We start from the raw sequence: 25256 nt of genomic DNA, 5'->3' as shown, positions 1-25256 counted from the left end.
GGTTCCCGGGGGCGGCGGGTCATGGCTCCCACCGGCCGTCCAGCCGGTCTGCCAGGATCTCCGCGCCCGGGGCGGTGATCGCTTCGCCGTCCGCGGTGAACCTCAGCGCCGGAATCACGCCGACCAGGCCATCGGGGGCTCGGCGCAGGACGCTGATCTCGGCTATGCGGCGGCGTCCGGCGGGCGGATCCCTGGTCAGGTGGACGACGACGTCGAGGGCGGCCGCCAGCTGGCTGTGGACGGCCTCACGACTCAGGCCCGCGGCGCATGCCAGGGCCTCCAGGCGGGCCGGGACATCCGCCGCCGTGTTGGCATGGAGGGTGCCGCAGCCTCCCTCGTGCCCGGTGTTCAGCGCGGCCAGCAGGACGACCACCTCCGGGCCCCTTACCTCGCCCACGACCAGGCGGTCGGGCCGCATGCGGAGGGCCTGCCGGACGAGGTCGTCGAGGACCACGCCGCCCGCTCCCTCCACGTTCGGGGGACGCGTCTCCAGGCGGACGACATGCGGATGGTCCGGCCTCAGCTCGGCGGAGTCCTCGACGAGGAGAAGGCGTTCCCCAGGGTCGGCCATGGAGAGCAGGGTGCCGAGCAAGGTCGTCTTGCCGGAGCCGGTGCCGCCGGTGATGAGATGGGCGGCCCTCGCCTCGATCAGCGCCTGGAGAACGGGCGCGCCGGCCGGCGGGACGGTTCCGGCGGTGATGAGTTCGTCCAGGGTGAAGGCTCTGCGGCGGGGCAGCCGGAGCGAGAGGCAGGTGCCGGTGGCCGCGATCGGGGGCAGCACCGCATGCAGGCGGACGCCCCCGGGAAGGCGCGCGTCGGCGTAGGGGGCCGCGTCGTCCAGGCGGCGGCCCGCCGCGGCGGTCAGGCGCTGCGCCAGGCGGCGGAGCGCGGACTCGTCAGGGAAGCGGAGCGGGGTGCGGGTCAGGCCCGCGCCCGCGTCGATCCAGACCTCGTCGGGGCCGTTGACGAGGATGTCCGTGACGTCGGGAGAGCGCATCAGCGGTTCCAGGGGACCGGCACCGGCGAACTCGGCGTGCAGCCGGCCGGACAGGGCCAGGACCTCGCTGTCGCCCAGCAGTCTCCCCTCCGCGCGGAGCGCCTCCGCCACGCGTCCGGCGGTCGGTTCCGCGCCGGTGCCCGCCAGGCGGTCGCGGATCGCGTCGCTCAGGCTCGTCATGAGGGCACCTCGCCCGAGGCGGCGCTCGACCTCCCTGTCATGCCGCCTCTTCGCGGTACTCGTAGGGCTGGAGGGCCAGGTCGGCCAGGAGGCGGGCGCAGAAGTCGGTGAGCGGCCCGCGGCGGCACACCCGTTCCAGCTCTCCCTCCTCGATGGCGGCGGGGAGGCGGCGGTCGCGGTCGTAGCCGCCCGCGGTCGGCAGGTTCACCGCCTTGCCGATCATGTCGGACGTGATCCCGCCGGGCGCCGGCCCCTGGACGATGAGGCGGAGGTCCGCGGTGTCGCGGCGGAGCGCGCTCGCCAGTCCGTCGGCGGCGACGGTCGCGCGGACCTCGGCGGGGACGAGCAGGAACGCGGCGGTGGCGGCGCGCAGTGCGGCCCGTCCGATGTCGCCCGGGTAGCGCGGGACGTCCGCGATCACGAGGTCGAAGCCGCGGGCGGCGGCATCGAGCAGGGAGGTCGCGGCGTCCGGGGTGACGGGTACGGGTTCGCCGCGCCGCCACGACAGGGCGGACAGGTCGCCTCGGCAGGGCAGGGACTCGCGAAGCGTCGCGGTGCTGAGCCGGCCCCGGCGGTCGGCGAGGTCGTGCCAGCGGACGCCCTCGTGCCGTTCCAGGCCGAGAAGGAGGTCGAGCCCGCCACCGAGGGGGTCGGCGTCCACGAGGAGGGTCCGCAGCCCGCTCGCGGCGGCGGCGAGGCCGAGGGCCGCCGTGAGGACGCTCGCTCCCGCGCCGCCTCTGGCGCCGACCACGCAGAGGGTCGCGCCCCACCCGCTCTCGGGTTCGCCGGCGGTGGCGAACGCCTCGGTCAGCCATTCCTCGTGGCCGGGGAGCGTCGCGACGTCCTGGGCGCCGATCTCCACGGCGCGCCGGTACGCCTCGGGCCCGGCGTCCGCCGCGGTCACCAGGACGACGCCCTGCCGCCGCTGGAGTCGGGCCGCCGCGACCTCGTCGGCGGCGTCGGCCCCCACCAGGACGAGGGCGGGCCACGTCCAGGCGGCCCTCGCCTCGTCGGCGTCGTGGGCGACCTCGGCGTGGGCGTCCGCAGCGGCGGCCAGCCGGAGCAGGTCGTCGGCGGTCTCGGGATCGCCGGTGACGATCAGCGCCGCGATGTTCATGGAGTCCTCCATCGTCGTTCGGAGGACTCCCACCTTCGCCATCCCGCGGGGGTTCGGGAACCCGGTCCGCCAATTGTGGATAACTTCGATGATCGCCATGAGACGGCGCGGCCGGGGCGGTGGTCGGAGGCCACCGCCCCGGCCGCGTCACGTTGGGGCGACCCCCGCCGGGGGGGAGTGCGGGGGTCGCCGGACGGTCCGGCTCCGGGGGGGCAGAGCCGGCCCGTTTCCCAAGAGAGTCCTTGGGGAGATCAACCGGGTCGCGCGCAACGTGGATCTATTGAAGACGCAAACTCGGAGTCTCCGGTCCCTGTGTATACAACATATGCCTTCCGGGCGCGCCGGGCGGGCGACTCGGCCTGCCAGGTGCGGTTTTCTCGTACGTGCAAGGCGATCCCGGCCCTCGGGACGGTCGCGCGATGCGTCCGCCGCCGTTCGTCGCACGCGAAAACACGCAACGGGACGGGAGTGGGAGCGTACAGGAGATCTAAAGATCTTTCCCACCGCGGGAGAGATCGTGCGGCAAAAAGAAACGATCACGTTGTGTGATCGATTTCCACGATGTTCAAGGTCTTCACTGTAAGTCCGAATAGCCTGTTTCGCCCCTTTATAGGGGGAAGTGCAGGAGAAAGATCGACACCCGGACGCGCACGGCCTTTGCGGAGGGCGTTTTCCCCATGGGGCTTGTCAACTGCGAAAATGAGGCGTAGACAGGTCATACGGACCGAGAGTCCGCGCACGGCAGCCGGGCACCCACGCGCGACCAGCCGCGGGAGGCGCGTCGAGACGGGCTTGACCCGCTCCGACGAATCGAAGTTGCACGCTTGGTAACCCGGTGTGACGTGGTCGGCGACGGCGTCTCCCAGCGGGACGCCGTTCGCTGTGACCGGACCGCGCCAGGCGCGGGCGTCGTCAGCCGCGCATGAGGGCTTCGCAGATCGCCTGCGCGTCCCGCGCGGCGGTCGCCGTCGCCGTGGCGCAGTGCCGGACCCAGGACGCGACCCCCTCGGACGTGCCGGACGCGTAGGCGCGGAGCGCCTCGGCGTACTCGTCCGCGAGCTCGGCGTGCCCGATCTCGGGCGCCACGAGCGACTTGGGGTCGAGGCCGCGCGCCACGAGGGTGATCCGCTGCGCGGCGCGGGCGACGATGCCGTCGCCCCAGCCGAACGGACGCAGGGTCAGCAACTCGCCGTGGACGACCGCCGCGACGACGAGCGCCGGAGCCTTCGTCGGGGCCGTGAGAAGCCCGCTGAGCGTGTCGAGGCGGGCGGCGGCCTCGGCGGGCGGGGGCGGGTCGCCGAGGCCGAGAAGATCCTTCACTGGGGCGTCCTCGGCGCGCGGACGACCGAGGTCGGCGCTGTCGACGGCGTCCGCCGCCGCGAGGACGTGCAGTCGCGCCAGGACCTGCCGGGGCGCCTGCCGCCACGTCTCCGTGAGCGTTCCCATTTCGGCCGAAACGCGCAGCGCGCCCTGCACGACCGGATCGTGCGGGTTCTCCGTGGTGCGGAGCTCGTCCAGCGTGATCGAGGCGCCCTCCAGGACGGCCGAGGCCCGCGCCCCCCGCAGCGCCGACTCCGTGGACACCGCGGCGCTCTTGCGCCGCAGGATCCGGTGGCCGAGCAGGCGGTCGACCGCGGTGCGGGCGTCGTTCACCGCTTCGGACACGCCGGGCAGGTTCGCTACATGGGCAAGGGCATCGGTCACGGCCCGACCTTATGCGGTGCCCCGTACCGTTCGTGCGCCGCCCTTGTGGGAGCGGGACCTTCCTGGTGGAGTGTGGTCACCGGGTGACCGCTTCGGCTAGCAAGGAGTGCGCGTTGAGCCAGAGTCACGAGACGAGCCAGAGCCAGGAGACACTGTCGAACCTCCTCCAGGAGACGCGGCGCTTCGAGCCTCCGGCCGAGCTCGCCGCATCGGCGAACGTGAAGGCCGGCACGTACGAGGAGGCCGCCCGGGACCGGCTCGCCTACTGGGCGGGCCAGGCGGAGCGGCTGTCGTGGTCCAGGCCGTGGGACGAGGTCCTCGACTGGACCGACCCGCCGTTCGCGAAGTGGTTCGTCGGGGGCGAGCTGAACGCCGCCTACAACTGCGTCGACCGGCACGTCGAGGCGGGGCGCGGCGCCAAGGTCGCCTACCACTGGGAGGGCGAGCCGGGCGACACCCGCACCCTCACCTACGCCGACCTCCGGCGCGAGGTGAACAAGGCGGCGAACGCGCTGCTCGAACTGGGCGTCCGGAAGGGCGACCGGGTCGCGATCTACCTGCCGATGATCCCGGAGCTGCCGATCTCGATGCTCGCGTGCGCGCGCATCGGCGCCACCCATTCGGTGGTGTTCGGCGGCTTCTCCGCGGACGCCCTCCGCACCCGCATCGACGACGCGCAGGCCAGGCTCGTCATCACCGCGGACGGCGGATACCGGCGCGGCAAGGCGTCCGCGCTGAAGCCGACGGTGGACGCGGCCGTCGCCGACACCCCGTCCGTCGAGCACGTCCTCGTCGTGCGGCGCACCGGCGAGGAGGTCGCGGAGACGGAGCGGGACGTCTGGTGGCAGGACGTGGTGGAGCGGCAGAGCACCGAGCACACGCCCGAGCCCATGGACGCCGAGCACCCGCTCTACATCCTCTACACGTCGGGGACGACGGGTAAGCCGAAGGGCATCCTGCACACGACGGGCGGGTACCTGACCCAGGTCGCGTCCACGCACCACTCGGTGTTCGACCTGAAGCCGGAGACGGACGTGTACTGGTGCTCCGCCGACATCGGCTGGGTCACCGGGCACTCCTACATCGTCTACGGGCCGCTCGCGAACGGCGCCACCAGCGTCATGTACGAGGGCACACCGGACACCCCGCACAAGGGCCGCTGGTGGGAGCTCATCGAGAAGTACAAGGTGACCATCTTCTACACGGCGCCCACGGCGATCCGCACGTTCATGAAGTGGGGTGACGACATCCCGGCGCAGCACGATCTGTCGTCCCTGCGGGTCCTCGGGTCGGTGGGGGAGCCGATCAACCCGGAGGCGTACGTCTGGTACCGCGAGCACATCGGCGGCGGCAGGTGCCCGGTCGTCGACACGTGGTGGCAGACGGAGACGGGCGCCATCATGGTCAGCCCCCTGCCGGGCGTGACCGCGGGCAAGCCGGGTGCGGCGATGCGCCCGCTTCCGGGGATCGGCGCGGACGTCGTGGACGACGAGGCGAATCCGGTGCCGAACGGGGGCGGCGGGTTCCTCGTCCTCACCGAGCCCTGGCCGAGCATGCTGCGCACCATCTGGGGCGACGACGAGCGCTACGTCAAGACGTACTGGTCCCGGTTCGACGGGCTGTACTTCGCGGGGGACGGCGCGAAGAAGGACGAGGACGGCGACATCTGGCTGCTCGGCCGTGTCGACGACGTGATGCTGGTCTCCGGCCACAACATCTCCACGACGGAGGTCGAGTCGGCCCTCGTCGCGCACCCGAAGGTGGCCGAGGCCGCGGTCGTGGGCGCGACGGACCCGCTGACCACGCAGGCGATCGTGGCGTTCGTCATTCCGCGCGGCGACGCGGGCGGCGACGTCGAGGGCGAGGACTTCCTCCGGGAGCTGCGCGAGCACGTCGCGCGGACGCTCGGGCCGATCGCCAAGCCCCGCCAGATCATGATCGTCCCGGAGCTGCCCAAGACCCGGTCCGGCAAGATCATGCGGCGGCTCCTGCGCGACGTGGCGGAGAACCGCGGCATCGGTGACGTCACGACGCTCGCCGACAGCACCGTGATGGACCTCATCGCGGAGAAGCTCCCCGGCACCAAGTCAGAGGGCTGACGCTCCGGCGGCGCGGAACCGGAGCACGCGGCGCGGAACCGGAGCACAGGGAGGAGACCCGGGCAGGAGTACCGCGACCCGGGTCTCCCCACCGGTGACGCCCGGGGCATGGGAAGTGATCGGCCGGGTAAGGTGCCGGAAGGTGCGCCGGGAAGTCTGGTCGGCAGGTGGCCGGCCCGTACCCCCGCCCGGCGGCGGACGGCACGGGACGAGTCACAGCCCGTATCGCCGACCGACATCCCGGGGGTCCCATGTCGCGCCCGACCGAGCGACGCGCCGGCTGGCCGTTCCGTTCCGACGCCCGGTACCGGCAGCAGGTCGCCGCGGCCCTCCGCACCGAGACCGTCGGCGGCATCATCATGCTGCTGGCGACGGCCGCCGCGCTGGTGTGGGCCAACACCCCCTGGAAGGACGCCTACCAGGACCTGCGCACGTACGAGCTCAGCCCCTCCTGGCTCGGCCTGGAGCACATGGACGTGCAGCACTGGGCGTCCGGCGGCCTCCTCGCGGTGTTCTTCTTCATCGCCGGCCTGGAGCTGCGCGAGGAGCTGACCCACGGCGAGCTCCAGGACCCGCGCGAGGCCGCCCTGCCGGTGATCGCGGCGATGGCGGGCGTGGCGATCCCCGCGCTGATCTTCCTGGCGGTGAGCGCGGGCGAGCCGGGCGCCGCGCGCGGCTGGGCGGTGCCGACCGCGACGGACATCGCGTTCGCGCTCGCCGTGCTGGCGGTCACCTTCTCGACCTGCCCGGCCCCCCTGCGCGCGTTCCTGCTCACCCTCGCCGTGGTGGACGACCTGATCGCCATCACGATCATCGCGCTGTTCTACACCGACGGTCTCCACTGGACGCCCCTCATCATCGGCGTGATCCTGATCACCGCTTACGGGGCGCTCCAGGCGCGGAACGTCAGAAGCCCCTGGCTGTACGTGCCGCTGGCGGTGCTCGCCTGGTACTTCGTCCAGCGAAGCGGGGTCCACGCCACGGTGGCGGGTGTCGCGCTGGGGATGCTCACGAGCCCGAAGGAGACACCGGACGAACGCCCCACGAACGCGGAGAGCTCCGACCATGCGCTGAGGCCGTTCTCGGCCGGTTTCTGCGTGCCGCTGTTCGCGTTCCTGTCGGCGGGGGTGGCGCTGTCCCCGTCCGCCCTGGGTGCGGTGTTCGGCGACCGGGTGGCCCTCGGGGTGATCGCCGGCCTCGTGGTCGGTAAGTTCTTGGGAGTCTTCGGCGGGGCCTGGGCGGCCGTCCGGCTCGGCCTTGCCACGCTCGGGGACGAACTGCACTGGCGCGAGATCGCCGGTGTGGCGCTGCTCGCCGGAGTCGGTTTCACCGTTTCCTTGCTGATCGGCGGTTTGGCCTATACCGACCCGTCACAATTCGAGAGAGTGACGACGGCGGTCCTGATCGCGAGCCTGGTCGCCTCGGCGGCCGCCACCGTCGTCTTCCGGCACAGGGTGCGCGTGCGCGCGCGCCCGGATGGACCGCCGGCCCCTGGAAGGAGTGAGTGAATGACCGAGGCACTACCGGGCGAGCGCGTCGAGGACAGGTCCCTCGGGGAACTCGTCGCGCTGGCGTCGAGCAACGTCTCCGATCTCGTCAGAGCGGAGATGGAGCTGGCCAAGCTCGAGCTGAAGGCGGACGCCAAGAAGGCCGCCTACGGCAGTGTGATGTTCACGATCGCCGCGGTCATGGGCGGCCTGATCGTCATCCTGCTGTCGATATCCGCCGCCTATGGCCTGGTCGCGCTCGGTTTCTGGCACTGGGCCGCGTTCCTGACCGTCGCGACGGTGTACCTGCTCCTCGCCGGCGCGCTGATCTTCGTCGGGGCGCTGCGGATGAAGCGGATCGAGGGGGCCAAGCGGACGCGCCGGACGCTGAAGGACGACCTGACCATGCTCCGCCGTCGCGGCGACACGAGCACCCCCGCGCTTCCGGAATGACCCTTTGATGGCCGGTCACGACTCGTCGCCGATCGAGGTGGACGGTCCCTGGACGCACCGGGCCGTGAGCGCGGGCGGTACCCGGTTCCACGTCGCCGAGGCCGGCGAGGGGCCGCTCGTCCTGCTCCTGCACGGCTTCCCCGAGTTCTGGTGGTCGTGGCACAACCAGCTGGTGTCGCTCGCCGGCGCCGGGTACCGGGCCGTCGCGGTCGACCTGCGCGGCTACGGCGGCAGTGACCGGCCGCCGCGCGGCTACGACCTGGTGACCCTGGCCGGGGACGCGGCGGGGCTCGTCCGGGCGCTGGGCGAGGCGGGGGCGACGGTCGTCGGGCACGACTGGGGCGGGCTGCTGGCGTGGACGATGGGTGTCTACCACCCGAAGATCGTCCAGCGGCTGGCGGTGGTGGGCGTGCCGCATCCGCTGCGGCTGCGGCAGGCCGTCCGGGGTGATCTGCGGGGGCAGGCGTGGGCGACCCGCCACACACTCGGGTTCCAGGTCCCGATGTGGCCCGAGAAGCGGCTGCTGCGGGACGACGCCGAGCTGGTGGGGCAGCTCCTGCACGAGTGGTCCGCGCCCGGGTGGCCGGACGAGCGGACCGAACGGCTCGTCCGGCGCGCGTTCCAGATCCCGGGCACGGCGCACTGCGCGCTGGAGTACTACCGGTGGCTGATCCGTTCGCAGCCGCGCCCGGACGGGATCCGCTACGCGAACCGGATGCGCAAGCCCATCCAGGTGCCGACGCTCCAGCTGCACGGGGCGCTCGACACGTGCGTGCTCCCCGCGAGCGCCCAGGGTTCCGGACGCTACGTCTCCGCGCCGTACCGCTGGCAGCTGATCGAGGGTGCCGGGCACTTCCCGCACCAGGAGCGCCCCAGGGAGTTCGATTCCCATCTTCTGGGCTGGCTGCCCGACCCCGGAGTCTGACCCGCGGAGCGTCCGCGTACCGTGAGGTCCATGCGCGACCGGGACGACGCAGGACGCCCACGCAACGCACGCCCCCGTGACGCCTACGGGCGTCCACTGCCGCACGGCGCCACCGGGATACCCACGATGCCGGACGACCTGGCCCTGCAACCCGGTGAGGCGTTGGCGGAAGCACAGCGGCTCCTGGACGCCGACCGTCCCTTCCACGCGCACGAGGTCCTGGAAGGCGCCTGGAAGGCGGCTCCGGAGGCGGAGCGGGAACTGTGGCGCGGCCTCGCCCAGGTCGCGGTGGGTATCACGCATCTGCGCCGCGGCAACACCCGCGGGGGCCGCGCCCTGCTGAGCCGCGCGGCCGACCGGCTGGAGACCTACGCCGCCGCCCCGCCTCACGGCATCGACGTCGGGGGGGTCGTGCGGCAGGTCCGCGCGGTGCACGACGCCCCACCCGAAGGCCCCGTCCCTCTCCGCCTCAAGGAGCTCTCCTGAGGGCGGTCAGTCGGAGCAGTTCTCGGTGGAGACCGGGGTGGTGCGGGCGGCGCCGGCGCGCGCGTCGGGCGCCACCTCCTCGGCGGTGAGCGCGTACCCGGTGGACGGGGTGTCCAGCGCGGCGGCGAAGATGACGCCGTAGACCGTTCCGTCGGTGGCGAGCAGCGGCCCGCCCGAGTTGCCCTGCTCCACCAGGCCGCGCAGCGCGTAGATCTCCCGGCTGACCTGCCCGGAGTGGTAGATGTCCGGACCCTTGGCCGTCTGGCGGGCGCGGATGCGGGCGGCGCCCGTCCGGAACGGCTGGTTCTTCGGGAAGCCCGCGATCACGGCGTCGTCGCGGACCCGCGCGGGCTTGGCGAACTTCAGCGCGGGCGCGTCCAGGCCGGGCACGTACAGGACGGCGATGTCGCGGTCGGGGTTGTAGAGGACGACCCGCCCGCGGTCGCTGGCCCCGTTGATCTGCTGCACCGTCGACGCCCCCCGCGCGCCGGCGACGACATGCGCGTTCGTCATGACGTGGTCCGGCGCGAACACGAACCCGGTGCCCTCGATGCGGCGCTCGCACTGCGGAGCCAGGCTGGTGATCTTCACGATGCTGCGGCGGGCGGCGCGCAGCGCCGGGGTCGTCAGGATCGAGTCGTCCGGCGGCGGGACCTGCACCACCGACTCCCCGCCGAGCCCGTTGAAGACCTGCGGGAACTCGCTGCCCTTCACGAAGCCCTGGAACGAGGTGAACCAGGTGTGGGCCGGCGCGGGCATCACGTCGTCGATGCCGTTGATGATCGTGGAGCCCGCGACCTGCGTTCGGACGGGCTTGAACTCCGACTGCGCGACGAGGTTGCCGAAGAACCACGCGACGATGAGCAGCGACAGGGCGCTGACGAAGGTGCCGCCGACCGCGTCGGCCGTCCGGGCGTTCATGCCGGTCACCCGGTTGCGCAGGACGGCGCCGAGCGAGGAGGCGACGAGCTGCCCGAGCGTCGCCGACAGGAACGCGATCACGATGGCGAGCAGGGCCTGCTGCGCGGCGCCGTCCACGGCCGCGCCCGCGATCGGCGGGGCGATCAGCACGCCGACCACGCCTCCGCCGACGAAGCCCATGAAGCTCAGCAGGCTGACGATGAAGCCCTGCCGGTAGCCCGACACTCCGAAAAGCACGACGAGCACGAGAAGGATGACGTCGAGAAGGTGGTCGTGCAGCACCGCTTCACCGTATAGTGCCCCGGCCCGGATCGACGTCCCCTGATCGGACGGGATTCCGATTCCGGCCCTCACCGCACAGGATGATGTCCGGCGTCGCGGGAGCAGGATCCGCTGGTCAGCGCCGCCTCATCCGCGACCCGGCACCGTCGGCGCAAGCGCTGAGATTCTCCCGGACGGTCAGCCGCGGGACGCGAGCGTCAGCACGTCGGGCGGCAGGTCCTCGACGCGCTCGGCGTCCCAGGGCCGCTCCCAGCCGCCCGCGATGAGCACCTCGGCGAGCAGCGCGGCCGTGAAGCCCCACACCAGCATGTCCCGCACGGCGAACGCCGGGCCCATCCTCACCCCGGACGGATGCCGGACGGTCATCCGGTTCGCCGGGTCGACGAGTTCGGCGATCGGCACGCGCGCGACCATCGCGACCTCGCCGGGATGACCGGGGGCGATCTCGGACGGCTCGCGCCACCAGCCCGCGACGGGGGTGACCCGGTGCCCGCTCCGCGACAGGTACAGCTCGGGCATGGTGCACAGGACGTCGACGCCGGAGGGTTCGACCCCGGCCTCCTCCCACGCCTCGCGCAGGGCGGCCGCCACCGGCCCGTCGTCCTCCGGGTCGATGCGCCCGCCCGGGAAGGCGGGCTGCCCGGCGTGCGCGTTCAGGGTCGCGGCCCGCTCGGTGAGCAGGACGTCGGGCCCCTCCGGGCCGTCCCCGAAGAGGATCAGGACGGCGGCCTCGCGCGCGGCGGACGCGGGACGGAAATGGGCGGGCACCGGAAGCCGTGGCGCCTTGGTGCGGAATCGGTCGAGCCATGCAGGGGCGGTCGCTGCGAGGTCGGTCACTCCACTCCCAACTTCGGTAGGGCCTGGTTCCTTCCCATCATGCTCATGAGAACGGCCCCGGTTTCACGAGTTTCCGCGCGGTCTCCTCGTCCACGGGTCCCTCGCCGTAGGCCGGGCAGAGGTCCGCCACGGGGCACGCCCCGCAGGCGGGACGCCGCGCGTGGCAGATGCGCCTGCCGTGCCAGATCACCCTGTGGCAGAGCATCGTCCAGTCCTTGCGCGGGATCAGCTCGCCGATCTCCTGCTCCACCTTCACGGGATCGGTCTCCGTCGTCCAGCCGAAACGGCGGGCGAGGCGGCCGAAATGGGTGTCGACCGTGATCCCGGGGACGTCGAAGGCGTTCCCCAGCACGACGTTGGCGGTCTTGCGGCCCACGCCGGGGAGCTTCACGAGGTCTTCGAGGCGTCCGGGGACCTCTCCCCCGAACTCGTCCCGGAGCGCCGCGGACAGGCCCATCACCGAGCGCGTCTTCGCCCGGAAGAACCCCAGCGGCTTGAGGATCGCCTCCACCTCCTCCGGGTCGGCGGCGGCGAGATCCTCCGGGGTGGGGTAGGCGGCGAACAGCTTCGGCGTGTTCTGGTTCACCCGGGCGTCGGTCGTCTGCGCGGACAGGACGGTCGCGACGAGCAGTTGGAACGGGTTGGAGAAGTTCAGCTCGCAGTGGGCGTCCGGATACGTCTGCCCGAGCATGCGATCGATCTTCCGCGCCCGCCGGACCAGTCCGAGACGGGTCTCGCTCCGGAACCGTCGGGCCCTCTGCCGCGGGGTCGCCTGGGTCGCCATAGCGCCAGGGTAGGTCCCGGACGTCCGGCGGCGGGGCGGCACGGCGAGTCTCGCCGGGACCTTCGCAGGCCGTCCGATAGAAGGGGAAGTGCACCGGTGTGATGGCATTCACCCGGCGGTCCGTACACTTGACCCGGACGGGTCCGTGGCGACACGCAGCTCAGCGCGGGTTCGCGTGGCGGGTGCGCGGCGCCGGGCGGGTCATCCGCCGGGTTCCGGTACGCGCCGCGACCCTGCCCTCACGTATGCGGTGGGACGTACGTCACACTGTGCATGTAGGTGTTCAAGGAGGAGAAGCGTGACCGACCGCGACGTGGACGTTCTGAGCAGAGCCCCGCTCTTCGAGGCACTCGACGAGCAGGGCGCCAAGGCGCTGCGCGCCAACGTGACCGAGGTGCGGCTCGCCCGCGGTCAGACGCTGTTCAACGAGGGCGAGGTGGGCGACCGGCTCTATGTCGTACTCGAGGGCAAGATCAAGCTGACCCGGACGGCGCCGGACGGCCGGGAGAACCTTCTGAGCGTCCTCGGCCCGAGTGAGATGTTCGGCGAGCTGTCCCTGTTCGACCCGCGGCCGCGCACCGCGAGCGCGATCGCGGTGACCGAGTGCAGGCTGGCCGGCCTCGGCCACGACGATCTGCGCCCGTGGCTGACCGGGCACCCCGAGGTCGCCGTCCAGCTGCTGCGCGCCCTCGCCCAGCGACTCCGCAAGACCAACGACGTCATGGCCGACCTCGTGTTCACGGACGTGCCCGGACGCGTTGCCAAGGCGCTGCTCGACCTCGCGGAGCGGTTCGGCCAGCCGGGCGACTCCGGGCTGCACGTCCACCACGACCTCACGCAGGAGGAGCTGGCGCAGCTCGTCGGCGCGTCCCGCGAGACGGTCAACAAGGCGCTCGCCGACTTCGCGCAGCGCAACTGGCTGCGGATCGAGGCCCGCGCCGTCGTGATCCTCGACATCGAGCGGCTGCGCAAGCGCTCGAAGTGACGCTCAGCCCCGCTCGTTGAGGTGGTCCAGCTGCGCCTGGACGGACCATTCCGCCGCGGGCCACAAGGACTTGTCGACGTCGGCGTACACGCGTTCGACGACCTCGCGGGCGGTCCGGGCGCCCGCCGCCACGGCCGCCTCGACCTGGGCGAGGCGCTCGCGGCGGTGATCGATGTAGTGGTCGAGGGCGGCCAGCGGGTCGTCCAGCCTGGGGCCGTGCCCCGGGAGGATCACCGCGGCCTCCACATCGGCCGAGAAGGCGCGGAGCCGGTCGAGCGAGCTCATGTAGTCGCCGAGCTTTCCCTCCAGGACGGTCGTCCCGTACCCGAGCACCGTGTCGCCCGTGAGGACGGCACGGTCGGCCGGCAGCCAGAACGTGAGCGAGTCGTCGCTGTGGCCCGGCGTCTCCATGATGCGCAGCTCCAGGCCGCCCGTGGTGACGACGTCGCCTTCTCCGAGCCCCTCGTCCCCGAGCCGGTGCTGCGGATCGAGCGCCCTCACCTTGACGCCGCGTCCGGCCATCCGGGCGAACTTCGCGGCGCCCCCCGAATGGTCGGGGTGGCCGTGCGTGAGCAGCACCAGCCCGACGCGCTGCCCCCGCTCCGCGACGATGTCGAGGACGCGGCGCAGATGCACGCCGTCCTTGGGGCCGGGGTCGACGACCACGACCTCGTCCGCGCCGGGCTCCGCGATGACCCAGGTGTTCGTGCCGTCCAGCGTCATCATGGACGGGTTCGGGGCGAGCACGCAGGTGGCCCGTTCCGTCCCCGTACCGTCGATCTCGCTCATTCGGCCCATCCTGCCCGAGCCCAGATCAGGGTGGCGGACCGGGTTCCAGCCGAGCCGCTCCAGATGCCGCAGGACCGATGAGCCCGCAAGGCGCAGCATGAGGGCTTCCTTGCGGTCGCGGGCCATCCGGGCTCACCCCTTCGGGTAGTACTGCGACACCGTCTCGGGCAGGACGAGATACGCCTCCCCGTCCACGATCTCCGCGATGGGCTCATGGACGACGATCTCGCGCTCCGCCGCGAGGACATCGGCCACCGTCGCGTACCCGGCGAGCTCCGACAGCGTCGCCAGCGTGGGCGGCAGCATGAACCACTCGCCGTTCGAGGCGCGTTCGACCGCCTCCTCCGGGCGGACCCAGGCGACCTGGTCCGCCTCGGTGCTCACGTCCCTCGCCCGCTGCCCCTCCGGCATCGCGGCGACGAAGAACCGGGTGTCGTAGCGCTTGGGCTCGATCGTGGGCGTGATCCAGTGCGTCCAGGGCCGCAGCAGATCCGAGCGCAGGACGAGCCCGCGCTTCTCCAGGAAACCGGCGAACGACCGGGAGCGATCCAGGAGGGCCTGCCGGTCGGCCTCCCAGTCGTCGCCCCGCGTGTCGTCCACGACCGTCTCCCCGGTCGGGCCGGCGAGCAGAACGAGCGTCTCCTCGAACGTCTCCCGGACCGCCGCGCAGACCAGCTCGCGCGCGAGCGGCTCATCGGCCTTGAAGGCCCTGCCCCATTCGGCGGGCGACGGGCCCGCCCACCCCAACGCGGCGTCGGCGTCCCGGGGGTCGACGGAGCCGCCGGGGAACACGTAGGCGCCGGGCGCGAACGCCATCGACCGGACGCGCCGCAGCATGAACGCCTGCAGTCCGTGCCGGTCGTGGTCGCGCAGCACGACGACGGTCGCGGCGTCCCTGGCGGGGACCGGCTCCAGCCGTCCCGCGCGGATGTCCTCGACGCGCTCCCTCAGCTGCGGCGGCAGTTTCAGCCCGTTCACCATCGCGCGCCCCGATCGATCATCCTCATGGCGGCCCATTCGGACATACCGAACGTTATTCCGTCAAGCCCGGCGACCGGCGGTCAGGACACCTCGGCGATCAGCTCGACCTCGACCGCCGCGTCCTTCGGCAGCACCGACACGCCCACGGCGCTGCGGGCGTGCCGGCCCGCGTCGCCGAACACCTCGCCGAGCAGGTCGCTCGCGCCGTTCAGCACGGCCGGCTGGCCATGGAAACCGGGAGCGCTCGCAATGAACCCGACGACCTTGACGATCCGGACGACCCGCGACAGCTCGCCGACCTCGGCCTTCAGCGCCGCGATCGCGTTGAGCGCGCAGATCCGGGCCTGCTCGAACGCCTGCTCCGGGGTGACCTCGGCGCCGACCTTCCCGGTGACGGCGAGCTCGCCCTTCACCATCGGAAGCTGCCCCGCCGTGTAGACGAGCGACCCCGTCCTCGCCGCCGGGACGTACGACGCGAGCGGCGCGACGACCTCCGGCACCTCGAGCCCCAGCTCGCGGATCCGCTCCTCGGGTGTGCTCACGCCGCCACCCCTAGCCCTGGATCGCGCGCTTGAAATAGGCGACCAGGTTCTCCGGGTTCGGCCCGGGGAGGACGGTGACGAGCTCCCACCCGTCCTGGCCCCAGTTGTCGAGGATCTGCTTGGTCGCGTGAATCAGCAGCGGAACGGTCGCGTACTCCCACTTGGTCATGGCCCTCAGCCTAGCGAGGCTCCTCACCGCCGGTGAGCCCGCGCGGCTCTTCCGGCCGCTCCACCGGCTGGCGCGGCTTCCGGTCGTCCAGGCCCACCACCGGAGGGACGTCCTCCACCGGATCCAGGGCCGGCGCCGCCTCCGCCGCCTTCGCGAGCTCCTCCTCCGCCTTCGCCAGGCGCTCCGCCAATCCGGCCTTGGCCCCGCTTTGCGCCGGAGCGCCCCCCGCGACGCGGTCGAAGAACCTCAGGACCTCGACCGGAAGCGGCATGACGAGCGTGCTGTTCTTTTCCGCGGAGACCTCCACGACCGTCTGCAGCAGACGGAGCTGGAGGGCCGCCGGGTCCTGCGACATGATCTCGGCCGCCGCCGCGAGGCGCTTGGACGCCTGGAACTCGCCGTCCGCGGTGATGATCCGGGCGCGGCGCTCCCGCTCCGCCTCCGCCTGCCGCGCCATGGAGCGCTTCATGCCCTCCGGCAGCGACACGTCCTTGATCTCCACCCGCTCGATCAGCACGCCCCACGGGCCCTCGGTGATCTCGTCGATGATCTTCCGGAGCCGGAGGTTGATCTTCTCCCGCTCACCGAGCAGCTCCTGCATGTCCGCCTGGCCGATCACCGAGCGCAGGGACGTCTGCGCCACCTGCGACACCGCGTAGCCGTAGTTCTGGACGTTCACGATCGCCTTCACCGGGTCGATCACCCGGAAGTACACGACCGCGTCGACCCGCACGCTCACGTTGTCCTGGGTGATGCCCTCCTGCGCGGGGACGCCCATCGTGACGGTCTGCCGGCTGACCTTCTGCATCCGGTCCGCGACGGGGAGGATCACCGTCAGGCCGGGGCTCCGGACCGCCCCGGGCCGCAGCTCCGATCCTCTCTGCACCCGGCCGAAGCGGAAAACGATCCCCTGTTCGTACTGCTGGACGACCCGCACCGACGACACCAGGGCGATGAACGCGCCCATCACGAAGACGAGCAGGAAACCGACCACCAACGCTTCCATCTCGGGCCCCTTTCTCACGGAGACGGCCCGCCAGGGTTCGTTTCCCAGCTAACCCCGTGGGCAGGCCCGAAACCAAGGCCCCGCGGAAGTGATCTCCGACCGTGTCAGGGATCACTTTCATCAGTGGGGCCGCCCCCTGAAAGTCCTTGCCGAGCGAACGATATGGTCGATCGAGTGAGCGCGAGAGACACCGACTGGGACGGCGTACGCCTCCATGTGGTCACGGGCAAGGGCGGCACCGGCAAGACGACCATCGCCGCCGCCCTGGCACTGGCCTTGGCGGCCGGGGGCCGCAAGGTGCTGCTCGTCGAGGTCGAGGGGCGGCAGGGCATCGCCCAGCTCTTCGACTGCCCCCCGCTGCCCTACGAGGAGCGCAAGGTCGCCGTCGCCCCCGACGGAGGCGACGTGTACGCGCTCGCCGTCGACACCGAAGAGGCGCTCATCGAGTACCTCGAGATGTTCTACAACCTGAAACGCGCCGGCAAGGCGATGAGCAGGCTCGGCGTCGTCGACTTCGTCACCACGATCGCCCCCGGCCTGCGCGACGTCATCCTCACCGGCAAGACCAGCGAGGCCGTCCGGCGCAAGCGGAAGGACGGCTCCTTCATCTACGACGCCGTCGTCATGGACGCGCCCCCCACCGGCCGCATCACGAAGTTCCTGAACGTCAACGACGAGGTCTCCGGCCTGGCGAAGGTCGGCCCGATCCGCAACCACGCCGACACGGTGATGAAGGTGGTCCGCAGCCCGGAGACGGCCGTCCACTTCGTCACCCTCCTCGAGGAGATGCCCGTCCAGGAGACGATGGACGGCATCCACGAGCTCACCGGCGTCGGCCTGCCCGTCGGCGGCGTCTTCGTGAACATGGAGCACCCGTCCGTCCTCGCGGAGGACGACCTGACCGCGGCCGCCGCCGGCACCCTCGACCTGGACGAGATCGTCCGGGCCGTGAAGTCCGCCGGGCTGGAGCACGACGCCGAGCAGATCGCCGCCGTCCTCGCGTCCGACGCCGCCGACCACGCCCGACGCACCGCCCTCCAGCGCCGCGAGAAGGAGCGCCTGGAGGCGATCGACCGCCCCCGCTACTCCCTCCCCCTCCTCTCGGACGGCATGGACCTGGCGGGCCTCTACGACCTGGCCGCCGCCCTGAGAGCGCAGGGCGCCGCGTGAACCCGGTGATGTGTCCGTTCCGAGCGGGAGAGACGCGCAGATGAGCCCGACCGGCAAGACCCCGCCCGCCCTCGACGTGGACGGGCTGCTGGACGACCCGCGCACGAAGATCATCGTGTGCTGCGGCTCCGGCGGCGTCGGCAAGACCACCACAGCCGCCGCGCTCGGCGTCCGGGCGGCCGAACGCGGACGCGACGTCGTCGTCCTCACCGTCGACCCGGCGCGGCGCCTGGCGCAGTCGATGGGACTGTCGGAACTCGACAACAACCCGCGCAAGATCGAGGTCGAGGGCGACGGCGAGCTGCACGCCATGATGCTCGACATGAAGCGGACGTTCGACGAGATCGTCGAGGCGCACGCCGACCCCGACCGGGCCAAGCAGATCCTCGCGAACCCCTTCTACCAGTCGCTGTCCTCCAGCCTCTCCGGCACGCAGGAGTACATGGCGATGGAGAAGCTCGGGCAGCTGCACCGCTCCGGCGCCTGGGACCTCATCATCGTGGACACGCCGCCGTCCCGGAACGCCCTCGACTTCCTCGACGCCCCCGAGCGCATGGGGCGCTTCCTCGACGGCCGCTTCATGAAGATCCTCGCCGCGCCCGCCAAGACCGGCGGCCGGCTCGGCGTCAAGGTGATCAGCGCCGGGTTCGGCATGTTCACCGGCGTCATCAACAAGGTGCTCGGCGTCCAGTTGCTGCGGGACGTCCAAACGTTCGTCGCGGCGTTCGACACGATGTTCGGCGGGTTCCGCGAGCGCGCCGAGAAGACGTTCAAGCTGCTCCAGACCCCCGGCACCGCGTTCCTCGTGGTCGCCGCCCCCGAGCCGGACGCCCTCCGCGAGGCGTCCTACTTCGTCGAGCGGCTCGCCGAGGAGCGCATGCCGCTCGCCGGGCTGGTCATCAACCGCGTCCACGAGTCGGCGGCCGACGCGCTCTCGGCGGCCCGCAGCCAGGCCGCCGCGGAGACCCTGGAGGAGCGCGGCGAGCACCGGCTCACCGCCGCCCTGCTCCGCCTCCACACCGACCGCATGCTGCTCGCGGCCCGCGAGGAGCGCCTCCGCGACCACTTCGCCTCGGCCCACCCGACCGTCCCGGTGACGGCCGTGCCGGCCCAGGCGGAGGACGTCCACGACCTGGAAGGGCTCCGCCAGGTGGGCCACGACCTGGCCGCCCGCCCCTCGGCCGCCTGACCGAAAGCTCCGCACCCGGCCGCTCAGCGCCGTTTCGCCGAATGCGGGTACGGCTGTGAGCCCGCACCGATCGGGTACGGGCTCACAGCCGCGCTCGTTCAGACCTCGCAGGTCCGTGGACCTTCAGCTGGACGGGCCGTTCCCGGCCCGCGAGATCGCCCTGCGGTCAGCTCGCGACGAGTTCTTCCTCATCGGTCTCGACCGACCGCTCGTACTCGTCCTTGGCGGTCTCCAGCAGCTCGCGCCACGATCGCACATCCGGCCGGCGCCGCAGCAGGGCTCGACGCTCCCGCTCGGTCATCCCGCCCCAGACACCGAATTCGATCCGGTTGTCGAGAGCGTCGGCGAGACACTCCGTTCGCACGGGGCAGCCGCGGCAGATGAGCTTGGCTCGGTTCTGCGCGGCTCCCTGCACGAACAGGGCGTCCGGATCCGCGTTACGGCAGGCGGCGCGGGCGGTCCAATCCGTGATCCACATCTTGGCCCCACTCCCCTAGGGTCTGTGTCGATTTGCGCTCCTTGGCCGGACGGGCGCGGACGTCAGGCCGCCAAACGAAAGCCGTGGGGAAGAACTTACGGAAGCGGGAGACGATTCAACAGTCCCCGATAGGCCCATTCTCGATATAGCCCACCGGGGCCATACCGCCGGAACGGACTAGTTACCTGTCGTTGACGCGTCAGACACGGTGCAGGTTGCCATCAATGGGACAGAACGGGCATGACCTCGTCCCGCGATGCCCGACCCTCGGGGCACCTGTCCCAAATGCACCTTGCTTCCCGCGTACCCTGGTCGGGTGCGTGATGCGAAGACCGACCGGGCCAGAGCCCTCTCGACCCTGTTTCGGCTACTCGGAGCGGCCGTCGCGGCCGGCGTGCTGCTCGCGTTCATCGCGCTGCCCGGCGTCGGCAGCGCCGGGCTGACCGCCCGGGACGCGGCGAACAACTTCGAGGACATGGACAGCACGTTCAGGACGACGCCCCCGTCCGAGAAGACGGTGGTGCAGGACTCGAACGGCAAGCAGATCGCCACGTTCTTCGACAAGTACCGCGAGTCGATCCGCCTCGACCAGGTCGCGCCGATCATGAAGCAGGCGATCATCGACATCGAGGACTCGCGCTTCTACGAGCACGGCGCCCTCGACCTCAAGGGCACGCTCCGCGCCATGGCGTCCAACGTCGAGTCCGAGACGACCCAGGGCGGCTCCACGCTCACGCAGCAGTACGTCAAGAACCTCCTGGTCGACAGCGCCAAGACGGACGAGGAGTACCGCGAGGCGACCGCTCCCACGGTCGGCCGCAAGCTCCGCGAGCTGCGCTACGCCCTCGACATCGAGCAGCGCATGACGAAGGACCAGATCCTCGAGGGCTACCTGAACATCGCCTACTTCGGCGCCGGCGCCTACGGCGTCCAGGCGGCGTCCAAGCGCTACTTCAGCAAGCCCGCGAACAAGCTGAACCTGGAGCAGGCCGCCCTCCTCGCGGGCATCACGCAGAACCCCGCCGCGTTCGACCCGATCCGGAACCCCCGCGACGCGCGCAAGCGGCGCGACGTCGTCCTGTACCGGATGGCGGAGCTCGGGCACATCACGCAGGCCCAGGCGGACGAGGCGGCGGCCAAGGCGATCGAGCTGAACCGCACGGACCCCGTCGGCGGCTGCGAGACGAGCAAGGCGCCGTACTTCTGCGAGTACGTCAAGTACGACATGCTCAACATCCTCGCGAAGGGCAAGTACTGGCAGCTGAAACCGAAGCAGCAGCAGGACGTCGTCGCCAAGCTCAACCGCGGCGGTTACACGATCCGCACCACGCTCGACAGCAAGGCGCAGAAGGCCGTCGACAAGGCGCTGCGCAGCAACGTCGCCCCCGGCGGCCACCGTGTCGGCGCGGAGGCGATGGTCGAGCCGGGCACCGGCAACGTCCGCGCCATCGGCCTCAGCAAGCGGTTCGGCCCCGGCAAGGGCCGCACCACCATCAACCTTCCCGCGGACTCGGCCCACGGCGGCGGCACCGGCGTCTCCGCGGGCTCCACGTTCAAGATCTTCACCCTCGCCGAGGCGCTCGACCAGGGCATCCCGGTCAGCACGAACATCAACTCACCCGAGACGATGAGCGTCTCCGGCTTCCAGCCGTGCCGGTTCACCGGAACGTGGAGCGGCAAGAAGTACAAGGACGAGCTGGCAGGCGGCGGCAACTGGCCGTCCGTCTCGAACGCCGGCGACAGCGAGTCCGGCAACTTCAACCTGAAGACCGGCACCTGGCACTCCGTCAACACCTTCTACGCGCAGCTCCAGAAGCGCGTCGGCCTCTGCAACGCCATCAAGATGGCGGAAAAGTTCGGGATGAAGCGCGGGGACGGCGGTCAGCTCCTCCCCGTCCCGTCCCAGGTCCTCGGCGTCAACGATGTCGACATGGTGCACCTCGCCGCCGCCTACGCCGGGTTCGCCGCGCGCGGCAAGTACTGCACGCCGGTCTCCATCACCGAGGTCATCGACTCCGCGGGCAAGAAGCTGAAGCTGCCGAAGCGCGACTGCGACCAGGTCATCGACGAGGCCGTCGCCGACAAGGTCAACTCGATCCTCATGGGTGTCATGACCAACGGCACCGCCCGCGGCCGCGGCATCGGACGCCCGTCCGCCGGCAAGACCGGAACGTGTGAGGCGCACACCTGCGCCGTGTTCGCCGGATACACGCCGAACATGGCCGCCGCGACGGCCTACTGGGACTTCCGCGGCCCCTGGAAGTACAAGGTCTACGGCGTCTACGGCGCCGACACCCCCGGCGCGATCTGGCAGCAGAGCATGCAGAACGCCCTGTCCGGCAAGCCCGCGCCGAGCTTCAGCACCCCGTCCCGCGATTTCGGCGACACCACCAACGTCCCGTCGCTGAAGGGCGACACGGCGGGCGCCGCGTCCGCGAAGCTCCGCGCCGCCGACCTCGTCCCGCGCATCGCCACCAAGAGGGTCGACTCCGACCAGCCGAAGGGGACCGTCGTCTACACGACACCGGACGCCGGAAGCGAGGTCCCGCCCGGCACCGTCGTGATGATCTACCTGAGCAGCGGCAAGAAGCCCGGCGAGGGCACGCCGCCCTGGGAACGGGACTGACGGAGAAGAAGCCCGGCGAGACAACTCGCCGGGCTTCTCCCTTTCTCCGCGCCTACTGGGCGAGCTGCCGCTTCACCTCCGCCGCGACGCGTCCGCCCTCGGCCCGCCCGGCGACCTTCGGGTTCACGACCTTCATCACCTGCCCCATCGCCCGCGGGCCGGCCGCGCCCGTCGCCGCGATGGCGTCCGCGACCAGCGCCGCGAGCTCGGCGTCGCCGAGCTGCGCGGGCAGGTAGTCCTCCAGCACCACGCCCTCGTCGCGCTCCGCCTGCGCCTGCGCGTCCCGTCCGGCGTCGTCGAACGCGGTCGCGGCCTCGCGGCGCTTCTTCGCCTCCCGCGCAAGCACCGCGATGACGTCGTCGTCCGACAGCTCCCGCGCCTGCTTGCCGGCGACCTCCTCGTTCTTCACCGCCGTCAGCGCCATGCGCAGGGTGCGGGTCCGCACCTCGTCACGCGCCTTCATCGCGACGTTGAGGTCGGCCTCCAGCTTTTCCTTCAGACTCATGCACCCATCATGCCCGGACCACCCCGGACGCCTCATCACGATTACCGAGTGGCGCCCGTGTCTGGAAGCATGGGGGAATCGGAAGGGAGAACCGTGCGAAAGATCCACGCCGCCGCCGGGCTTCTCGGCGCGGGCGCAGCGACCTTCGGCTACGCCTCGGTCATCGAGCGGAACTGGTTCCGCCTCCGCCGCTTCGACGTGCCCGTCCTCGCGCCGGGCCGTCCCTCGGTGAAGATCCTCCACATCTCCGACGCGCACCTCACCCCGGGCCGCTCCCGCCTCATCCACTGGGTCCGATCCCTGGACGCCCTGGAGCCCGACCTCGTCGTCAACACCGGCGACTCCCTCTCCCACCGCGACGCCATCGGCCCCTTCCTGGACGCTCTAGGGCCGCTCCTGGACCGTCCGGGCGTGTTCGTGTACGGCTCCAACGACCTGTACTCACCGGTCCTGAAGAACCCCCTCCGCTACATCTGGCGGACGTCCCGCTCCGACTACGAGAAGCGCCGCCGCGAACCGGACCTGCCCTACCGCGAGCTCGGCTCGTCCCTCAAGGCCGCCGGCTGGCTCGACCTCAACAACGGCATCGGCCGCCTCAAGGTCGGCGACCTCGACGTCGAGTTCGGCGGCATCGACGACTCCCACATCAACCGCGACCGCTACGACCGCATCGCGGGCCCCGTCGATCCCACGGCCGACGTCCATCTGGGCGTCATGCACTCCCCGGAGCCCCGCAACCTCGACCGCTTCGCCGCCGACGGCTACGACCTCCTCCTCGCGGGCCACACCCACGGCGGCCAGGTCTGCGTGCCCTTCTACGGCGCCCTGGCAACGAACTGCGGCATCGACCGCCCCCGGGTCAAGGGCCTGCACCGCCACAACGGCAGCTGGCTCCACGTCTCCGCGGGCCTCGGCACGTCCCCGATGGCCCCCATGCGCTTCTGCTGCCCCCCGGAGGCGACCCTCCTGACCCTCGTCCCCCGGTGACCGGCGTCACACCCCGGGAGCCCGCCGGATATTGGGACGCACCACCCCCGGGCATCCGCTAAAGTGGTCGAGGCGCCGGGAACCCGTACGACTCCCGGGCAGCCGCCAACCGGGGTGTAGCGCAGCTTGGCAGCGCGCTTCGTTCGGGACGAAGAGGTCGTGGGTTCAAATCCCGCCACCCCGACAGTAATCGCCAGATCTTGAGGCCGGTTCTCCGTCTAGGAGAACCGGCCTCAAGATTTTTGCCGGCGTTCGTCGCGAGTACCCCTCCCCTTAGGACGCCGTCTGTCGGCACAGGCTCCGAACATGATTCGGTCAGCCTCAGGTATCGTGAACAACCTAGACAAACACCCTCATACCTCTGGCCGGATGAGGTCACCGTGCGGTGACTACGGGTAATACCCGGACGATCACACAATGTGACGCCTAGAGTTGCGAACCTCAGGGAACATTTTGAAAGACGCCGACGACCCGTGTACGAGCGCGACAGGCAAGGAGGACCCCGTGCCCGGAACACGCCACCACGCCAAGGTCGAAGTCGACGAGGTCTCACGGACCGAGGGCGCTGACATGCTGCACAACGCCGCCCGCAGACGGCTGAACATCTCCGGGGAAGAGTTCCTCGACCGCTGGGACCGCGGCTACTACGACGACACCGACGACCCCGCCGTCGCCGACGTCGCCATGCTGATCCCCTTTGCCCGGTAGGACCCCCCGCGAGGCCGTCGAAGCCTTCCTCACCCCCTTGCAGGACACGCTGTCCTGCGTCGCCAAAGCCAAGATCACACTCTCTGAGGGCGGATACACCACCGTCGGCCGCGTCCACGGCCTGACCCTGAACCGCAACGAAGCCGTGAAGCCGAAGGGCGCTCATCACCTGCTGTTGCGCGTCCAGATGCAGTACGAGATCGTTCCGGTGGACGAGCCCGGCCGTGACCCATGGCGGGTCACCACCCGCGCCTACAACCATGAGGTGCAGAACAGCAGCGGCGAAGGCGTCGTGTCATACCACTGGCATCCGCAGAGCAGGGTCAAGGACCCGCACGTCCATCTGGGTCATACGCAACTGGCAAAAGACGTGGTGTTGCACAACAAACTCCACATCCCCACTGCGCGGCTGTCCCTCGAAGGTGTGATCCGGCACTGCATCGAGGAGCTGCAGGTGAAGCCGCTCCGTGATGACTGGGACCCGGTACTGGCGACCAGGAAGGCCGACTTTGAGGCATTCCGAAAGTGGAACCAGTCGCCGCCGGCACCGACGGTCGCACCGAAGCCGGACGCGAAGAACAAGCCTAGGCGCCCAGGAAAGCGGCGGAGTCTCTGATTCGCAGCCCGCGCCCGAGATGCGTCGCCAGGAGTACCGGGAGCCTGTTGCTGGTGCCAATCGTTCCCGGCGACCGTGACGGCCTGGTCTCCTCATAGATCTGCGTGATCATCGCGAGGTACGCCCGTCGCCAGCGGCGGCCCTTCCGCGTCCACAGCGACAGCGCGAAACCGATGAGTTGTGCGGCGTTGCCGAGTCCCAACTTCATAAGTGGCCGGAACAGCACACGGCAG

25 protein-coding genes and 1 tRNA gene are annotated in these 25256 nt (G+C 71.1%); 13 read left to right on the top strand and 13 right to left on the bottom strand.

Annotated elements, in window-relative coordinates; genetic code table 11:
• Positions 1 to 19: 19 nt before the first annotated feature.
• From IE99_RS0103185 to IE99_RS0103175, 3 genes are all read right to left on the bottom strand, one after another.
• The gene (locus IE99_RS0103185) at positions 20 to 1177 is read right to left on the bottom strand and encodes a TadA family conjugal transfer-associated ATPase (protein WP_037558598.1); all 1158 of its coding nucleotides are present in this window, start codon (positions 1175 to 1177) and stop codon (positions 20 to 22) included.
• Between the two features lie 37 nt (positions 1178 to 1214).
• The gene (gene ssd, locus IE99_RS0103180; protein ID WP_051711996.1) at positions 1215 to 2294 is read right to left on the bottom strand and encodes a septum site-determining protein Ssd; all 1080 of its coding nucleotides are present in this window, start codon (positions 2292 to 2294) and stop codon (positions 1215 to 1217) included.
• Positions 2295 to 3206: 912 nt separating this feature from the next.
• Entirely contained in the window at positions 3207 to 3998 is a 792-nt protein-coding gene (locus tag IE99_RS0103175; RefSeq protein ID WP_030163477.1) for a Fic family protein, read from the bottom strand.
• 113 nt (positions 3999 to 4111) lie between these two features.
• Between IE99_RS0103175 and acs the strand changes: the two genes are divergently transcribed.
• The 5 genes from acs to IE99_RS0103150 all read left to right on the top strand — a co-directional run bounded on the left by acs (position 4112) and on the right by IE99_RS0103150 (position 9448).
• Positions 4112 to 6097, top strand: coding sequence for an acetate--CoA ligase (gene acs / locus IE99_RS0103170; RefSeq protein WP_030163475.1), 1986 nt, complete (start codon positions 4112 to 4114; stop codon positions 6095 to 6097).
• Between the two features lie 251 nt (positions 6098 to 6348).
• A complete protein-coding gene (nhaA, locus tag IE99_RS0103165; protein ID WP_037558595.1) occupies positions 6349 to 7605 on the top strand; it encodes a Na+/H+ antiporter NhaA in 1257 nt (418 codons plus the stop codon).
• Complete coding sequence (locus IE99_RS0103160) at positions 7606 to 8037, top strand: phage holin family protein (protein ID WP_030163471.1); 432 nt, start codon at positions 7606 to 7608, stop codon at positions 8035 to 8037.
• A gap of 7 nt (positions 8038 to 8044) precedes the next feature.
• Entirely contained in the window at positions 8045 to 8962 is a 918-nt protein-coding gene (locus IE99_RS0103155) for an alpha/beta fold hydrolase (RefSeq protein WP_030163469.1), read from the top strand.
• 126 nt (positions 8963 to 9088) lie between these two features.
• Positions 9089 to 9448, top strand: a complete 360-nt coding sequence (locus IE99_RS0103150) for a DUF309 domain-containing protein (RefSeq protein ID WP_245623037.1) — start codon at positions 9089 to 9091, stop codon at positions 9446 to 9448.
• A gap of 6 nt (positions 9449 to 9454) precedes the next feature.
• On the opposite strand, the gene IE99_RS0103145 is transcribed toward IE99_RS0103150, so the two are convergent.
• The 3 genes from IE99_RS0103145 to nth form a co-directional block, all read right to left on the bottom strand.
• Positions 9455 to 10651, bottom strand: a complete 1197-nt coding sequence (locus IE99_RS0103145) for a MarP family serine protease (protein WP_030163465.1) — start codon at positions 10649 to 10651, stop codon at positions 9455 to 9457.
• Positions 10652 to 10828: 177 nt separating this feature from the next.
• Positions 10829 to 11488 (bottom strand): NUDIX hydrolase, encoded by a 660-nt coding sequence (locus IE99_RS0103140; RefSeq protein WP_030163463.1) that lies wholly within the window; start codon positions 11486 to 11488, stop codon positions 10829 to 10831.
• Positions 11489 to 11531: 43 nt separating this feature from the next.
• On the bottom strand, positions 11532 to 12272 hold the full coding sequence (nth, locus tag IE99_RS0103135; RefSeq protein ID WP_030163462.1) for an endonuclease III: 741 nt from the start codon (positions 12270 to 12272) through the stop codon (positions 11532 to 11534).
• A gap of 298 nt (positions 12273 to 12570) precedes the next feature.
• On the opposite strand from nth, the gene IE99_RS0103130 reads away from it, so the two are divergent.
• Positions 12571 to 13257, top strand: a complete 687-nt coding sequence (locus IE99_RS0103130; protein ID WP_030163459.1) for a Crp/Fnr family transcriptional regulator — start codon at positions 12571 to 12573, stop codon at positions 13255 to 13257.
• A gap of 3 nt (positions 13258 to 13260) precedes the next feature.
• On the opposite strand, the gene IE99_RS0103125 is transcribed toward IE99_RS0103130, so the two are convergent.
• From IE99_RS0103125 to IE99_RS33350, 5 genes are all read right to left on the bottom strand, one after another.
• On the bottom strand, positions 13261 to 14046 hold the full coding sequence (locus IE99_RS0103125) for an MBL fold metallo-hydrolase (protein WP_245623035.1): 786 nt from the start codon (positions 14044 to 14046) through the stop codon (positions 13261 to 13263).
• A 132-nt stretch (positions 14047 to 14178) separates the two neighbouring features.
• Positions 14179 to 15027, bottom strand: a complete 849-nt coding sequence (locus IE99_RS0103120; RefSeq protein WP_030163456.1) for an NUDIX hydrolase — start codon at positions 15025 to 15027, stop codon at positions 14179 to 14181.
• A gap of 80 nt (positions 15028 to 15107) precedes the next feature.
• The gene (locus tag IE99_RS0103115) at positions 15108 to 15569 is read right to left on the bottom strand and encodes a RidA family protein (RefSeq protein ID WP_030163454.1); all 462 of its coding nucleotides are present in this window, start codon (positions 15567 to 15569) and stop codon (positions 15108 to 15110) included.
• A 10-nt stretch (positions 15570 to 15579) separates the two neighbouring features.
• Positions 15580 to 15738, bottom strand: coding sequence for a Sp36 family protein (gene sp36 / locus IE99_RS31655; RefSeq protein ID WP_157610007.1), 159 nt, complete (start codon positions 15736 to 15738; stop codon positions 15580 to 15582).
• Between the two features lie 10 nt (positions 15739 to 15748).
• Entirely contained in the window at positions 15749 to 16744 is a 996-nt protein-coding gene (locus tag IE99_RS33350) for a slipin family protein (protein ID WP_051711893.1), read from the bottom strand.
• Between the two features lie 174 nt (positions 16745 to 16918).
• Between IE99_RS33350 and bagA the strand changes: the two genes are divergently transcribed.
• Positions 16919 to 17914 (top strand): ATPase BagA, encoded by a 996-nt coding sequence (bagA, locus tag IE99_RS0103100; protein WP_037558591.1) that lies wholly within the window; start codon positions 16919 to 16921, stop codon positions 17912 to 17914.
• A 40-nt stretch (positions 17915 to 17954) separates the two neighbouring features.
• The gene (gene bagB / locus IE99_RS0103095) at positions 17955 to 19103 is read left to right on the top strand and encodes an ATPase BagB (protein ID WP_030163448.1); all 1149 of its coding nucleotides are present in this window, start codon (positions 17955 to 17957) and stop codon (positions 19101 to 19103) included.
• A 166-nt stretch (positions 19104 to 19269) separates the two neighbouring features.
• On the opposite strand, the gene IE99_RS0103090 is transcribed toward bagB, so the two are convergent.
• Positions 19270 to 19581, bottom strand: coding sequence for a WhiB family transcriptional regulator (locus IE99_RS0103090; protein ID WP_030163446.1), 312 nt, complete (start codon positions 19579 to 19581; stop codon positions 19270 to 19272).
• A gap of 316 nt (positions 19582 to 19897) precedes the next feature.
• Here IE99_RS0103090 and IE99_RS0103085 point away from each other — a divergent pair, with 316 nt between their 5' ends.
• Complete coding sequence (locus IE99_RS0103085) at positions 19898 to 22207, top strand: penicillin-binding protein (RefSeq protein ID WP_169744384.1); 2310 nt, start codon at positions 19898 to 19900, stop codon at positions 22205 to 22207.
• 52 nt (positions 22208 to 22259) lie between these two features.
• Here the strand turns inward: IE99_RS0103085 and IE99_RS0103080 are convergent, their stop codons facing one another.
• Positions 22260 to 22712, bottom strand: coding sequence for a GatB/YqeY domain-containing protein (locus tag IE99_RS0103080; RefSeq protein WP_030163443.1), 453 nt, complete (start codon positions 22710 to 22712; stop codon positions 22260 to 22262).
• Positions 22713 to 22781: 69 nt separating this feature from the next.
• On the opposite strand from IE99_RS0103080, the gene IE99_RS0103075 reads away from it, so the two are divergent.
• The 4 genes from IE99_RS0103075 to IE99_RS0103055 all read left to right on the top strand — a co-directional run bounded on the left by IE99_RS0103075 (position 22782) and on the right by IE99_RS0103055 (position 25023).
• Positions 22782 to 23699 (top strand): metallophosphoesterase, encoded by a 918-nt coding sequence (locus IE99_RS0103075; protein ID WP_030163441.1) that lies wholly within the window; start codon positions 22782 to 22784, stop codon positions 23697 to 23699.
• 110 nt (positions 23700 to 23809) lie between these two features.
• Positions 23810 to 23883 (top strand) — tRNA-Pro (locus tag IE99_RS0103070).
• A gap of 320 nt (positions 23884 to 24203) precedes the next feature.
• On the top strand, positions 24204 to 24407 hold the full coding sequence (locus IE99_RS0103060; RefSeq protein WP_030163439.1) for a hypothetical protein: 204 nt from the start codon (positions 24204 to 24206) through the stop codon (positions 24405 to 24407).
• Positions 24408 to 24444: 37 nt separating this feature from the next.
• Positions 24445 to 25023 (top strand): hypothetical protein, encoded by a 579-nt coding sequence (locus tag IE99_RS0103055; RefSeq protein ID WP_157610005.1) that lies wholly within the window; start codon positions 24445 to 24447, stop codon positions 25021 to 25023.
• Positions 25024 to 25256: the final 233 nt, after the last annotated feature.

This window comes from Spirillospora albida (genome assembly GCF_000718255.1).
GTDB lineage: Bacteria > Actinomycetota > Actinomycetes > Streptosporangiales > Streptosporangiaceae > Spirillospora > Spirillospora albida.
Note: the sequence above shows the minus strand (reverse complement) of the source record. Positions and strands in the feature narration are given on the sequence as shown.

Bases quoted from the DNA above. Each gene is read 5' to 3' on its own strand.
- IE99_RS0103185 (WP_037558598.1), bottom strand. From the start codon at position 1,177: ATGACGAGCCTGAGCGACGCGATCCGCGACCGCCTGGCGGGCACCGGC.
- ssd (WP_051711996.1), bottom strand. From the start codon at position 2,294: ATGAACATCGCGGCGCTGATCGTCACCGGCGATCCCGAGACCGCCGAC.
- nhaA (WP_037558595.1), top strand. From the start codon at position 6,349: ATGTCGCGCCCGACCGAGCGACGCGCCGGCTGGCCGTTCCGTTCCGAC.
- IE99_RS0103160 (WP_030163471.1), top strand. From the start codon at position 7,606: ATGACCGAGGCACTACCGGGCGAGCGCGTCGAGGACAGGTCCCTCGGG.
- IE99_RS0103155 (WP_030163469.1), top strand. From the start codon at position 8,045: ATGGCCGGTCACGACTCGTCGCCGATCGAGGTGGACGGTCCCTGGACG.
- IE99_RS0103150 (WP_245623037.1), top strand. From the start codon at position 9,089: ATGCCGGACGACCTGGCCCTGCAACCCGGTGAGGCGTTGGCGGAAGCA.
- nth (WP_030163462.1), bottom strand. From the start codon at position 12,272: ATGGCGACCCAGGCGACCCCGCGGCAGAGGGCCCGACGGTTCCGGAGC.
- IE99_RS0103125 (WP_245623035.1), bottom strand. From the start codon at position 14,046: ATGAGCGAGATCGACGGTACGGGGACGGAACGGGCCACCTGCGTGCTC.
- IE99_RS0103120 (WP_030163456.1), bottom strand. From the start codon at position 15,027: ATGGTGAACGGGCTGAAACTGCCGCCGCAGCTGAGGGAGCGCGTCGAG.
- sp36 (WP_157610007.1), bottom strand. From the start codon at position 15,738: ATGACCAAGTGGGAGTACGCGACCGTTCCGCTGCTGATTCACGCGACC.
- IE99_RS33350 (WP_051711893.1), bottom strand. From the start codon at position 16,744: ATGGAAGCGTTGGTGGTCGGTTTCCTGCTCGTCTTCGTGATGGGCGCG.
- bagB (WP_030163448.1), top strand. From the start codon at position 17,955: ATGAGCCCGACCGGCAAGACCCCGCCCGCCCTCGACGTGGACGGGCTG.
- IE99_RS0103090 (WP_030163446.1), bottom strand. From the start codon at position 19,581: ATGTGGATCACGGATTGGACCGCCCGCGCCGCCTGCCGTAACGCGGAT.
- IE99_RS0103080 (WP_030163443.1), bottom strand. From the start codon at position 22,712: ATGAGTCTGAAGGAAAAGCTGGAGGCCGACCTCAACGTCGCGATGAAG.
- IE99_RS0103075 (WP_030163441.1), top strand. From the start codon at position 22,782: ATGGGGGAATCGGAAGGGAGAACCGTGCGAAAGATCCACGCCGCCGCC.